Raw genomic sequence first — 13,519 nt, 5'->3', positions numbered from 1 at the left:
AGGACGAGCGGGCTATAATGGAAAGCCGTTCGTGGTGAGGAGGCTCTGAAATCGCAGATTGAAGAGCCGTCTCGAACCACTGCGTCCCGGCTTGCCAAGCCCGCACCCGCCGCTTAGCCTTTTGGCCAAGGGAAGATGGGGGACGGATCATGAAGAAATGGGTGCTGGGCATCGGCGTCGCGGCATTGGTGCTGGGCGGGACGATTGCCGTGCGAACCGCCATGTTCGCGCCGCAGAGCGTGGCCGATGGCGCTGCCGTCAAGGTCGCCCCGCTGGTTCCCTTCAATACCAACCTGGCGACGCAGCATCTGGCGGAGTCGGTCCGTTTCCTGACGATCAGCAACCAGGACGCCAGCCAGAACCAGCGCGGCGAATGGGACAAGCTGCACGCCTGGCTGGCCGCCACCTATCCAAAGTCCCACGCGGCCATGCAGCGCGAAATGGTCGGCCAGACCCTGGTCTATACCTGGCCGGGCAGCGATCCTGCCGCGCAACCGATCATCGTCATGGCCCATCAGGACGTGGTGCCGGTCACCCCGGGCACCGAAAAGGACTGGAAGTACCAGCCCTTTGCCGGGACCATTGCCGAAGGCGCGGTCTGGGGACGCGGCACGATTGACGACAAGGGCTCGCTGGTCGCCCTGTTCGAAGCGATGGAAGCGCTGGCCGCCAGCGGGTTCAAGCCCACGCGCACGATCTATCTGGTTTCCGGCCATGACGAGGAGGTCGGCGGAACCGGTGCCGAAGCGGCAGCGCGGCTGCTGGCCGAGCGCAAGGTGAAGGCGCTGTTCACAATCGACGAAGGCGGCGTCATCACCAGCGACACCCCCATCATCAACCAGCCCGCGATGATGATCGGCGTGGGAGAGAAAGGCTATGTCACCCTGCGCGTGCGCGCCGATGCGCCGGGCGGCCATTCCTCCATGCCGCCAAAAGAGATCGGCACGATCAACCTGGCCAAGGCGCTGATCGCCATCCATCAGGATCAATTCCCGCTGGAACTGCGCGGTCCGGCCGCCGCGATGCTCGACGTGTTCGCCGCCAAGGCCGGGGGGATGACCAAGGTCGCCGCCGCCAATAAGTGGCTTTTCAGCGGCGTGATCAAGGGACAGATGGCGGAAAGCCCAGCCTCTGCCGCGCTGCTCCACACCACCATCGCGCCGACCATGCTGCAAGGCTCGCCCAAGGAAAACGTCCTGCCGCAAAGTGCCGAGGCGCTGATCAATTACCGCATCGCCCCATGGGACAGTTCGGCCAAGGTGCTGGAACGCGCCCGCGCCGCCGTGAAGGGAATGCCGGTGCGGGTCGATTTCACCGAGCGCCCACCGCGTGAGCCGACCGCCCTGTCATCGTCCACCTCGACCGGCTGGCAGATGATCGTTGCTTCGGCCCATGCCGGTCATCCGGGCATCGTCGCTTCGCCCTATCTGGTCGTCGCCGCGACGGACAGCCGTTCGATGGCTCCGGTTTCGGACGACGTCTACCGCTTCGCCGCGATCTCGCTCGCAACCAGCGAAACCAAGATGATCCATGGCACCAATGAGCATATGACGCTGAAGAACCTGGAGAGCGCCATCGCCTTTTACGCGCGCCTTCTGGCAACTGCAGCAGGCTGACGCCAAGCCCCTTGCCCTTCTTAATCGCGCGGTTAAACTGCCGATCAGGAGAGCGATGAATCATGCTGGATCAAGAGACCTACGACCGTCTGCTGGCCAAGGCGAAGCTGACGGCTGACCTGTTCACCTTTGACGAATTCCTGCGTTACTGGGCGAAGGACCGCCCGGAAAAGCTGGCCATGGAAGGGGACGACCTGCGCTACAGCTTTGCCGAGTTGGAGGACGCCACGGCCCGTGTGGCTTCGGCCCTGCTGGCCATGGGTCTTAACAAAGGCGACCGGATCTGCTGGTTCGGCAAGAACAGCGTCACCTACTTCACCCTGTTCTTTGGCGCGGCGCGCGCAGGGATCGTGATGGTTCCGGTCGGCTGGCGCCTCGCCGAGCCGGAAGCGGCCTTCATCATCGACAATGCCGAGGCAAAGCTGCTGTTCCTGGGCGACGGTTTCGAAGCCTGCGCCAACACCCTGGGCAAGCGCCCCGGCCTGATCCGCACTTTCACTTCTGATGAAGCCCGCCGCGAAGTGCTGACCGCACCGCGCGCCGACTTCACCCCCTCGGGCGCCGGCGATGCCATCCTGCAGCTCTACACCAGCGGCACGACCGGCAATCCCAAGGGCGCGGTCCTATCCAACCGCAACCTGTTCGGCCTGCGCAAGGCCAATCTCGACAATCCGCCGCCGCATACCTTGTGGGACGAGGACGAGGCGGTGCTGGTCGCCATGCCCTGCGCGCACATCGGCGGCACCGGGCTGGGCGTCATGGCGCTCGCGGCGGGCCTGCCCGGCGTGGTCCTGACCGAATTCGATCCGCCGCGCGTGTTCGACGCAGTGGAGAACCGGGGCGTCACCCGCTTCTTCATCGTTCCGGCCGCATTGCAAATGCTGCTCAACCACCCGGACTGCGGCAAGACCGATTTCAGCCGGATCAAGTACATCCTCTATGGCGCCAGCCCGATCCCGCTGGAACTGCTGCGCGAATGCATCGCCATGTTCGGCGCGCAGTTCGTCCAGAACTATGGGATGACCGAAACCACCGGCACGATCTGCGTCCTGCCGCCCGAGGACCATACCGTCGAAGGCAACAAGCGGATGCGCTCGGCCGGAAAGCCGCTGCCCGGGGTCGAAATGGAAATCCGGGGCCCCGACGGCAATGCGCTTCCCGCCGGCGAAATTGGCGAGATCGTCACCCGCTCGTCCAGCAACATGCTGGGTTACTGGAAGCTGCCCGAAGCGACCGAAGCGACGATGAAGGATGGCTGGGTTGCCACTGGCGATGTCGGCTACATGGACGAGGACGGCTACGTCTACATGTATGACCGGGCCAAGGACATGATCATCACCGGGGGCGAAAACGTCTATCCGGCCGAAGTGGAAAGCGGCATCTACGGCCATCCCGACGTGCTGGAGGTCGCCGTGATCGGCGTGCCGGACGAGAAATGGGGCGAGGCGGTGAAGGCCGTCTGCGTGCCCAAGCCCGGCGCAACCGTCGATCCGGACAGCGTGATCAGCTGGGCCCGCGAACGGCTGGCGGGCTTCAAGGTGCCCAAGAGCGTGGACGTGATCGACGCGCTGCCCCGCAACCCCAGCGGCAAGATCCTGCGCCGCCAACTGCGCGAACCCTATTGGGCGGGGTTTGACCGGCAGATCAACTGATTGCGGATTTGCTCACACGAAGGCACGAAGACACGAAGGTGTCGTGATTGCGGCAAAGTTGCCCTAAACCTTCAACCGTTGCGTTTGCCGCAATGGTCGATCGGCAAGGGACCTGCGGTCCATAGCAACATCTTCGTGCCTTCGTGTCTTCGTGTGAGCCCAAAATTGCGCTACCTGCGCCCCATCAACAAGGAGTCGAAATCATGTCCGAACCCCTTCCCGGCGCCCAGGCGCATATCGAAGCCGCACTCAAGCTTGCCGCCAAGATCGATGACATCGCGGCAGACACGCCGCTGATCCCGATTGCCAAGGTCGGCGTGATCGGCGCCGGCACCATGGGCGGCGGCATCACCATGAACTTCCTTTCCGCTGGCATCCCGGTGACCATCGTCGAGCAGGAACAGGCCGCGCTGGATCGCGGCGTCGGCGTGATGGGCAAGAACTATGAAGCCAGCGTCAAGCGCGGGCGGATCGAGGCAGCGGACGCCCAGGCCGCCATGGCGCGCCTGACGCCAAGCCTCAGCTTTGACGACCTGGCCGATTGCGACCTGGTGATCGAAGCGGTCTATGAATCGATGGAGGTCAAGAAGGACGTCTTCGGCCGCCTCGACAAGATCGTGAAGCAGGGCGCGATCCTCGCCTCCAACACCAGCTATCTCGACATTGACGAGATCGCCACGGCCACCCAGCGGCCCGAAGCCGTGCTGGGCATGCACTTCTTCTCGCCTGCCAACATCATGAAGCTGCTCGAAGTGGTGCGCGGCGCAAAGACCGGCGACAGCCAGCTTGCCACGGTGATGCAGCTGGCCGGCAAGATCCGCAAGGTTCCGGTCGTCTCGGGCGTGTGCCACGGCTTCATCGGCAACCGTATGCTCTCCAAGCGGCAGGAACAGGCGAACACCTTGCTGATGGAAGGCGCAGCCTATTACGACATCGACCAGGTGCTGCTCGATTTCGGCTTCCCGATGGGGCCGTTCCAGATGGGCGACCTCGCTGGCCTAGACATTGGCTGGCACCGCGATCCCAGCAAGGTCACGACCATCCGCGAAGCGCTCTGCGCGGCGGGCCGCTGGGGCCAGAAGACGGGCAAGGGCTTCTACGATTACGACGAGAACCGTCAGCGCACCCCGTCTGACGAGGTGAAGGGCATCATCGCCGACTTCGCCGCCAAGTCCGGCGTGGCGCAGCGCGAAATTTCCAAGCAGGAAATCTTCGAACGTCTGCTCTACCCGATGGTATCTGAAGGCGCGCTGATCCTGGAAGAAGGCATCGCCCAGCGGGCCAGCGACATCGATCTGGTCTGGCTCAACGGCTATGGCTGGCCGGTCTGGACCGGCGGCATCATGTACTGGGCGGACCACGAAGGCCTGCCCAAGATCGTCGAGGGCCTGAAGCGCCACAACCTGCCCGTTGCGCCGCTGCTGGAGAAGCTGGCGGCTGAAGGCGGGAAGTTCAACTAAACTTGAGGGTCTAACGCGCGCGCGGGATGCATTTCTCGCGCGGCAGGCCAGGATAGGTTTCACAGTTATACAGCGCGATCTCCGCTCCGGCGGGATCGCGCGCATAGCTGAATTGCAGGGCGGACCGCGAGGGCGCGGGCAGAGGCAGCGCGGCGGGGATCAGACCCCGGTCCGCCCAGCCCATGACGCGACAGGTTCCCGCTTCCGGGCAAAGCCTGCGCGCCATGTTCAGCGCGCTGTCCGCTCCCGCAGCGGGCGTCACCAGCACGAAGTTGGCCTTGCCCGAAGGCAGGCGCATGACGACTGCCCCGCCGCTCACCTTCGGCGTATCGGCTGGCAGAGGCGGCATCACCACCTCACCCAGCGGTGACTGGGCCGCCAGTTCCGCTTCTGCCGGAGCCTCCCTGGCAAAGCGGCTCAGCAGGTCAGCGAAGGAAGGCTCAGCCGCCGACCGCCCCTTGCGCCACGATGCGACCGAACCCCAGTAACCCGGCCAGCGCAGGAACAGGTGCGTTTCCACCTGGGCCAGCTTTTGCAACTTGGGGCTCCACCAGGGGAACACCCAGTCGGTATGGTAATGGGTCGCGTTGCCGACCGGGCGATAGACATAGCCAGCCAGCGCCTGATCCGCCCGCTTGCGCGCGGCTTCCCAACCGGCGGGCGCATAATGCCGCGACAGGGAGCCGTCGCAAGTGAAAGTGAACTGGCACCCGGTCGCGCGTTCGGCTCCTTCGAACACGACGCCGCAGACCGAATTGGCAAAGGCCGGATGGCGCGCGCGGTTGAGCACTACTTGCATGACGGCGCGCTGCCCCGGATCGCTCGGCCCGGCTTCAGCCATGGCTGCCAGGGCCAGGCAGTCCCGCGCATTGGTGCGATCCGTCGGCCCTCCGGCGAAACGATAGGGCGGCGCCGGGTCGATCTTGCCAGCGATGAACGGAATGGCCGCATTCAGCGCGCGCGGATCGAGCGATCCCGCCGGGAGCGCCAATTGCGCGGAGGGCGTCGCATCAGGACTACCCGGCAGGCGCGCCAGTTCCGACAGGAGCAGCGGATTGCGTTCAAGCGAAAGTTCCGCAGCCGAGGAAGGGGCAATCCGGAAGCTCGCCCAGATCAGCAGGATCAACGGCAGAAGCGCCAGCAAGGCGACGGTCAGGCGTCGATTCAGCGGCTTGTCCATAACTGCATTCTATTCCGCCCCGCCAAAATGACAAAACCCCGCCTTGAGGCGGGGTTTTATTGGTTGCGGGGGTAGGATTTGAACCTACGACCTTCAGGTTATGAGTGGCAGTCTTAAATCATTGTAAATACTGCGATATGACCGACATAAGCACGACATAACCGACACATGCGCGGACATTTGGCAGGGCCCCTGCCCCGCTGGTTTACGACGGCATTTGCCGCCTTTTGCCCTCTCTTGCTTCCACAGTGCTTACAGCCTGTCCGGCCGCGGCGGCCCAAATACCTGCCGTGATTCGAGCGGGATGACTGCGGGGATACCTGGCGGTGGCCTTTGGCCAACTCACCGCATACGCCGTATCACGTCTATTTTCCTTTTATTACTTCTTTTCAATATGTTCGTTGACTTCAAGGGCACTGATCAGCACCGATTGCGTCGGCCGAGGCAAGACCAAGCGCATCGAGGTGGGCCGCCAACCACCGGGATGCAACCTGCCTGCCTCGGGCCGAAAATCCGATCGACAGAAGTGACACGAAAATGCCCAAGATAACCAAACGCACGGTCGAGACGGCCAGCCCCAGGGGCAAAGAGTATTACATCTGGGACAAGGACATACCGGGCCTCGGCCTGCGGGTTCTTCCCTCGGGGCGCCGGCAGTACATCGTCCAGTATCGCGCTGGACGGCGATCACGCCGGATCTCTCTGGGGCCCAGCACCATCCTTACCGCCGAACAGGCACGCAGCCGGGCTCTCTCCATCCTTGCTGATGTCCGCAGTGGCAAAGACCCTGCTGCAGACCGAGAGGCGCGTCGAGACGCGTTGCTGGTCAAGGATCTCGCCGAGCGGTTCGACCAGCAGCACATCTCGCTGCGGATCAAGGCCAGCACCGCCAAGGGTTACAGGCGATCGCTCGCCAAATTCATCCTGCCCAAGCTGGGACAGATGGTGATCACCGATGTCACTCGCGCTGATGTTGCCAAGTTCCATCATGACCTGCGGCACATCCCCTATGAGGCGAACCGCTGCCTCGAGATCATCTCCAAGATGTTCAACCTGGCCGAGCTGTGGGGACTGCGCCCTGACGGAAGCAATCCCCGCCGCCTGATCCAGAAGTACCCCGAGGTGAAGCGGGAGCGGTTCCTTAGCCTCGACGAGATCAAACATCTGGGCGACGTATTGCGGGAGGTCGAGCAGGAGGGCCGTGAGATGCCTTCTGCCATCCTCGCGATCCGGCTTCTTCTTTATACCGGATGCCGGCTCAGCGAGATCATGACCTTGCAGTGGGACTATGTTGATCTCGAAGAGCGGGTGTTGAACCTTCCGGATTCCAAGACGGGAGCAAAGAAGGTGTTCCTCGGACGGCCCGCTTGCGAACTGCTGGAGAACGCCCCTCGCCTGCCCGGCAACCCATGGGTGATCACTGGAACTCTACCGGGGCGGCGGCTGACCGACCTCCAACCATTCTGGCAGCGGGTACGTGCCCGCGCTGGCCTCTCCGAAGTCCGGATTCATGACCTGCGCCATACCTTCGCATCAACAGCAATTGCTGCCGGACACTCACTGCCCATCATCGGCAAACTGCTGGGACATTCCCAAGTGCAGACCACGGCGCGCTACGCCCACCTTGCCGCCCAGCCGGCCATGATTGCGGCGGACTCGATTACCGATGTGCTGGATAGGGCGCTTGCGGCGTGAGGCGGTGGGAGGTCACGTCACCTCAACAATGACCTGAGCGTCGGCGGCGTCATTCTGCTGGCTCCTCACGAACGGTGTCACATAGCGAGGGCCGATGCGTTTCACTTCATGTCGCGACGGGCCAATGCCCGCGCAAATTTGTGTCCACCGCTCACGGGGCTGGCCGCCCGGACTATTTTTCCCTTTTCGATCGAGCCGGACTTCTCCTGCGCCAAAGCCGGCCCCACGGCCGGACATGACCGGTCGACGGATTTCCTTATTGCGAGTGACTTGCATTAGCGTCTCTAGATCTATACCCGCTGCAGCGAACGTCGAATCGGTCCAATCACCCAGATCGCTGACAGGGGAATAATCATGAAATCCGCACTTTTGATCTCCACCGCACTGCTGGCCTGCCCAACGATAGCTGCAGCGAAGGAAGCCCAAAGCAGCGATCTCGAAAACGGTGGATCTGATCGAGAGATCATTGTTTCCGCGACCCGCACGCCGACGCCCATTACCGCGATCCCGAACACCGTACGTGTGATTGATCGCGCCGGTCTCGATACCCAGCTCGCAGTAAGCCCCAGCCTGTTGGACAGTCTGGCCTTTTCCATTCCAAGCCTCGCCCCCGCTCGCCAGAAGATGACGAGCACGGGCGAATCCTTGCGCGGTCGCACCCCGCTTTACCTGGTCGATGGTATTCCGCAGTCCACGCCGCTGCGTGATGGCAAGCGAAGCGGCTTCACGGTCGACCCGGCCTTTGTTGATCGCGTGGAGGTCATCTACGGTGCCAACGCCATTCAGGGCGTCGGCGCGACGGGCGGCGTGATCAATTACGTTACGGTCGAGGCGCCAAAAAATGGCGATTGGCTCAATCGGATCACTGCCGAAGTGTCCACGGATGATTTCGAAGACAACGGGTTTCATTATCGTGCGTCCGCGCTGACGGGCCAGCGCTTCGGTGCGTTCGATTTCATCGCGGGCGCGGCCTACGAGAAGCACGATCTATTTTACGACGGGAGCGACCGCGCGGTCGGCATCGACACGACCCAGGGTGAGCTGATGGACAGCAAAAGCTGGAGCCTGTTCGGCAAGCTCGGTTTTGAACCGGCGCCGGGACAGCGGCTAGAAGCCAGCGCAAACTACTTCAAGGCTGAAGGCGACGGTGACTATCGCACGGTCCTGGGCAACATTGCGGCCGGAATTCCGGCTACTTCGGAAAAAGGCACACCTGACGGCGACCCGACCTTCAACGAGGCGGTAAATCTGGCACTCACCTACACGAACGACTCGCTGCTCAGTGGGAAACTCACGCTCCAGGGCTTCTACTACGATTTTTATGCGCTCTACGGGGGTGACAGGTTTCCCTCGTTCCAGGATTCAAACATTGCGCCCGTTGGCACATTGTTTGATCAATCCGCGCTCAGTTCGGAGAAATACGGCGCAAAGCTGACATGGGCGAAGCAGGACGCCATCTGGAAAGGCCTCCAGATCGTTGCCGGAGCAGACTATCTACGCGACAAAAGCTTCCAGGAACTGGCCCAGACCGGTCGCCTGTGGGTGCCGAAACTCATCTACAAGGGCTGGGCGCCGTTTGTGCAGATCGAGCAGAAGCTCGCAGCTGATGTGGTGCGATTGTCCGGTGGTGCCCGCTGGGAGCATGCCACGCTCGACGTTCCGGACTTCACGACTATTGCCAGTGCCAATCGAACCTTCGTTAAAGGTGGGAGCCCGCAATTCGACAAACTACTTCTGAATGGCGGCGCGGTCGTGGAGCCACTGAAGGGATTCACGGTCTTCGGCTCCTACGCTCAGGGCTTCACCATGCCGGACGCCGGGCTGATCCTGCGGGCAGTCAACACGCCTGGCCGGACCGTTGAGGAACTGGTCGATCTCAAACCGGTGATCGCGAACAAATTCGAACTTGGAACTGGCTGGCGGCGCGGCGGTCTCGATCTCACCGCAAGCTATTTCTGGTCGAACTCCGATCTTGGCTCGCGCATCCAGGTGATCGGCGGTGCCGGGGTTGTGCAGCGTGAGCGGACCGAGATCCAGGGCTTCGAGGTCGCCGCAAACTATCGCTTTCCAACCCGACACCGCGTCGGCGTCGCGCTCGCGGTGCTGGAAGGGCGCTATGACAGCAACGCGGACGGCAAGGTGGACCGCGATCTCGATGGCCGCAATATCGCTCCGAACCGCCTCAACGCCTTTGTCGAAGGCCCGATCAGCGAACGGCTTAGCGGACGGGTCCAGGTGTCGCATCTGTTCGACCGTGAGTTCGACGGCGGGCTGCCCCAGTTCAATTTTGACGGATACACACTTGTCGATGCGTCGGTGAGCTACGACGCCAAGCAGGCTGGACGGTTTACGTTGGCCGTCAGCAACCTGTTTGACGAGCAATACATCACGTATTTCTCGCAGACGGCGACCTTCGTTACGAACAAGGACTTTGTTTCAGGGCGCGGCCGTGCCTTCACCCTGCGCTGGCAGGCCTCGTTCTGATCGTCGGGCGCAGATTGACAGATGCGCACGATTGAATTGCTGCACCGCTGGGGCGGAGGCCTGCTCGGGCTGATCCTGGCGGTGCTCGGCCTGACGGGGGCAATCCTTGTCTATAAGGAGACCTGGATTGCGCTGCCGCACGTCGACGATGCGAGAGTGGTAGATCCTGCCGCCCTCGGGCAACTCACGGCACGCCTGCTGAAAGACGCAAGCGGCGGCGAGAGCCTGATCTATGCCAACGATCGTTTCGGCCTGGTCCAGTTTCGCTCGGGCAATGGCGGATTCTACGCGGCGCAAAGCGGTGAAATCGTCGAGCGCTGGTCCAGTCAGTGGGAAAGGCCGGAGTTGTGGCTGTTCGATCTGCACCATTATCTTTTGGCAGGCGAGACCGGGAAATTTCTGGCCGGAATAGCTGGTTTGGCGGCAATTGTATTCGTGGTCACGGGAGTGATCCTGTGGTGGCGAACCCGCCGGACCTTCCGCCTGCGACTTTGGCCGAAACGCCTGAGCCAGCCTGCAGTTCGCATGCATCACCGCGATCTCGGCATCGTGACGGCTCCGATCCTGTTTCTGGCCGCGCTCACAGGGGTCATGCTGATCTTTCGGCCTGTTGCACACGTCGTTCTTGCACCGATGGGATCGACGGCAACCCTGGATGAAGAACTCCAATCCCCAGTTTTCAAGAGCGCACCCTTGGCATCCCATCCTGACTGGCCCGCGATCGTCGAGCGCGCTCATCGCACATTCCCAGACGCAGCCATCCGTATCGTCGCACTGCCGCGAAAAGCCGGTGAGCCGATCACAGTTCGGATGAAGCGGGGCGAGGAGTGGTTGCCCAACGGCAGGACAATGGTGTGGTTCGACGCCGGAAGCGGCCTCATCCTCGGATCCCGAGACGCCGGGGCCCTTTCGCCGGTCACTCAGGCTTTTAACGCGATCTATCCGTTGCACGCAGCCAAAGTGGGCGGCTTTGCTTACCGGTTCCTGTTGTGCATCGCGGGGATTGCCATGGCCATGCTTGGCTCCCTGGCGGTCTGGAGCTTCTGGATGCCGCGGCGATCCTGAACATCTGCCGTTTGACCATCAGGGTAGATGGCCCACCGCGGGCACTCTGGACAGTACGGACAGCCATGACAAACACGGCCCCCCGAAGGGAGCCGTGCATGACTATCCCACGTTGAAGCTGCTCTTCACTAAGACCGGTTTATTCCGTAGCTGCCTCGTCCTGCTGTCGGGCGACCTGTTTGATCTGACCTTCACCCATGGCCGAGACCACGGCATTTCCGCTGCCGGTGAAATTCGCGGCTGGAAGGATCGCCTTCTCGCCATCGACCTTGACCAGCAGCGAGCGCACTTCCCCGCGTCCATCGGTAATCACCTCGCGGACCTTCCCGATCTTTTCGCCATCCGGCGTCAGGACGGGCATCCCCTTGCTGACTGAAAAGGCGCCATTGGCCGACGAGGCGAGGGTGCCTGCGAGCGCCAGCGAATTTGCGCCCTGCGATCCTGCCGCACTGCCCGCGCCGTTTGCGGAGCCAGCCGCCGATCCGGCAGCTGAACCAGTAAGGCCGACGGTGCCGCCAATCAGCGTCCCGGCAGTGGAAGCACCGCCGCCAGCTGCACTGCTCGCGGACCCGGCTGCACTCTGAGCGGTCGAACGCACCGCATCGGTGCCGATCAACTGCGCATCGGCATTGCCCGATGCCGAACCGGAGCCATTGGCTGAACCATCGGCGCCGATCATTCGCGTCGGGGTGGAGACAGTCTGCGCCAGGCTTCCCGTGAGCGAGCCGTCAGCATTGCCGTCTGCATGAACCTTACCGTTCTTGCGATCGACCGACTTGTTGGCGGTGGCGCTGCCGGAACCGCGCAGGGTCCCGCTGGTCGCGCTATTGACGCTCCCCATCGGGTCTACCGAGCCGATACCGCCAATCGTACCACCCAGGGTTCCGCTGACATTGCCCCCAAGGCCGCCGCCAAGCCCGCCAAGGATCTGGGCCTGGGCTGCCGGAGCGGCAAGAACGAGCATGGCTGTCGAAGCTGCCAGGAAGATACGCATCACAATTTCCTTTCGTCGATTTCGTGAAAACGCCGCCGTGGCGCTTCCTGAAAATGACAACGGATGCGGTTTCGGGTTTAATCCATCCCGGCACGGAAAATCTTCAGGGGCAGGTTCATCGGGTCCTACGGCAGATCACGCAGAGCAGTCCGCGGCCATAGATCTCATCGGGTCCGCGCTTGCCGAGGTCGATCGCCTCGCGGTCCAGCCGCGCGGCAACAGGGCCACCAAGGACCAGGGCCGCGCGCGAGGCAACGAAAGGCACCGCGAACGACGTGCCGCGCACCCTCACCCAGCGCCCCGCAGCATTGGCCCCGAGCATATCCGCGCCCGGCGCGGCATAATCAAGATGCAGAGCACACCCGGCCTCGATCATCGCGCGGTTGCGGCCATCAACCCCGGTGACCGCGATAACTCCGGGATAGGACGCCGGATAGGCGGCGGGGGCCGCTGGCCCATCATTGCCTACCGGCGCGACGATCACCGCACCGCGCCGCTGGGCTGCGGTTATAGCCCGCGCAAGGACCGGATTGGCCGGGCCGACCAGGCTCATCGAAACGACACGGATATCGCGTCCGATGAGCCAGTCGAGCGCACGGGCGATGGCCAGCGAATTGCCGCCTGCCGGATCGTTGCCATAGACATCGGCCACCAGAACCCGCCGCACGCCCGCATGGGCCAGCAGCGATGCAACGGCGGCGCCATGGTCGCTCACCATTGGAGCGCCCCGGGCAAAGCCGCGCGTCTCGGCCACTGTGGCGCTGCGGCCTGCACCGCCATCAATGATGCCCACTGGGGTCTCGATCGGAGGCATGGAAGCCGGGCTTGCCTTGCCGGGCCTGGCCGCAGGCGATACCGCGCCGCCCTGGAAATTGAGCGTGTCTGCGGAAATGGTCACGCCGGGGAGCAGTCCTGCGAGCCTGTCCTGCGCGCGTGCCAGCTTCATGCTGGACGGGATCCGGAAGCGCACGACCCTCATGCCAAGTTCGGCCAACACCTCGGTCGACAACACCGTAAACCCGGCTATACGCGCCTTTTCGAGCGCATCGGCATCCGGATCGAGCAACAGCAGCTCATCCTTCCGGGCGAGATCGCCAGCACTGTCGCGTTCCATGCTATCGGGATTGCGGCGCAGCAACCGGGCGAGACGCTCAACCCGAGCATCAGCCAAAGACCGCGCCGAGGCGCTGATATTGTGCAATGTCGGGGCAACCGCGCCAATCGTCCGGTCAACAGTCTGCAGGGTCTCGTCCACTGTTCCCACCACGGGCGGCAGGCCAAGCTGCGCCGGCGCCGGGACAGCGCCTACAGCCAGGATCAGGGCGAAAAGAGCGGACCGTTTCAATTTCACTCCTTTGTGCAATAATTGCATC

At 62.9% G+C, this 13,519-nt stretch carries 8 protein-coding genes and 1 pseudogene; 6 read left to right on the top strand and 3 right to left on the bottom strand.

Annotated features, from left to right (window positions below):
• Positions 1-149: 149 nt before the first annotated feature.
• The 3 genes and pseudogenes from ACQKOE_RS14480 to ACQKOE_RS14470 form a co-directional block, all read left to right on the top strand.
• Positions 150-1,616 (top strand): M20 family peptidase, encoded by a 1,467-nt coding sequence (locus ACQKOE_RS14480; protein WP_427513426.1) that lies wholly within the window; start codon positions 150-152, stop codon positions 1,614-1,616.
• Positions 1,617-1,678: 62 nt separating this feature from the next.
• Positions 1,679-3,268, top strand: a complete 1,590-nt coding sequence (locus ACQKOE_RS14475; RefSeq protein ID WP_427513425.1) for a fatty acid--CoA ligase — start codon at positions 1,679-1,681, stop codon at positions 3,266-3,268.
• A 185-nt stretch (positions 3,269-3,453) separates the two neighbouring features.
• Positions 3,454-4,728 (top strand): annotated as a pseudogene (locus ACQKOE_RS14470) (3-hydroxyacyl-CoA dehydrogenase NAD-binding domain-containing protein); the annotation flags it as partial.
• A 10-nt stretch (positions 4,729-4,738) separates the two neighbouring features.
• Here the strand turns inward: ACQKOE_RS14470 and ACQKOE_RS14465 are convergent.
• A complete protein-coding gene (locus tag ACQKOE_RS14465) occupies positions 4,739-5,908 on the bottom strand; it encodes a cell wall hydrolase (RefSeq protein WP_427513424.1) in 1,170 nt (389 codons plus the stop codon).
• 537 nt (positions 5,909-6,445) lie between these two features.
• Here ACQKOE_RS14465 and ACQKOE_RS14460 point away from each other — a divergent pair.
• From ACQKOE_RS14460 to ACQKOE_RS14450, 3 genes are all read left to right on the top strand, one after another.
• On the top strand, positions 6,446-7,603 hold the full coding sequence (locus tag ACQKOE_RS14460; RefSeq protein ID WP_427513423.1) for a tyrosine-type recombinase/integrase: 1,158 nt from the start codon (positions 6,446-6,448) through the stop codon (positions 7,601-7,603).
• A 354-nt stretch (positions 7,604-7,957) separates the two neighbouring features.
• Entirely contained in the window at positions 7,958-10,087 is a 2,130-nt protein-coding gene (locus ACQKOE_RS14455; protein WP_427513422.1) for a TonB-dependent receptor, read from the top strand.
• 21 nt (positions 10,088-10,108) lie between these two features.
• Positions 10,109-11,152 carry a PepSY-associated TM helix domain-containing protein gene (locus tag ACQKOE_RS14450; protein ID WP_427513421.1) on the top strand — a complete coding sequence of 348 codons (1,044 nt, stop codon included), beginning with the start codon at positions 10,109-10,111 and terminating at the stop codon, positions 11,150-11,152.
• Between the two features lie 139 nt (positions 11,153-11,291).
• On the opposite strand, the gene ACQKOE_RS14445 is transcribed toward ACQKOE_RS14450, so the two are convergent.
• Together ACQKOE_RS14445 and ACQKOE_RS14440 are read right to left on the bottom strand one after the other, a co-directional pair.
• Positions 11,292-12,146: a PRC-barrel domain-containing protein gene (locus ACQKOE_RS14445; RefSeq protein ID WP_427513420.1), complete on the bottom strand. Its 855-nt coding sequence runs from the start codon at positions 12,144-12,146 to the stop codon at positions 11,292-11,294.
• A 115-nt stretch (positions 12,147-12,261) separates the two neighbouring features.
• Positions 12,262-13,497, bottom strand: coding sequence for a S8 family serine peptidase (locus tag ACQKOE_RS14440; RefSeq protein ID WP_427513419.1), 1,236 nt, complete (start codon positions 13,495-13,497; stop codon positions 12,262-12,264).
• Positions 13,498-13,519: the final 22 nt, after the last annotated feature.

Source organism: Novosphingobium sp. NPDC080210 (assembly GCF_050281025.1).
Lineage (GTDB): Bacteria > Pseudomonadota > Alphaproteobacteria > Sphingomonadales > Sphingomonadaceae > Novosphingobium.
The sequence above is the reverse complement of the archived record's forward strand: the minus strand, read 5'-3'. Positions and strand labels throughout refer to the sequence as shown.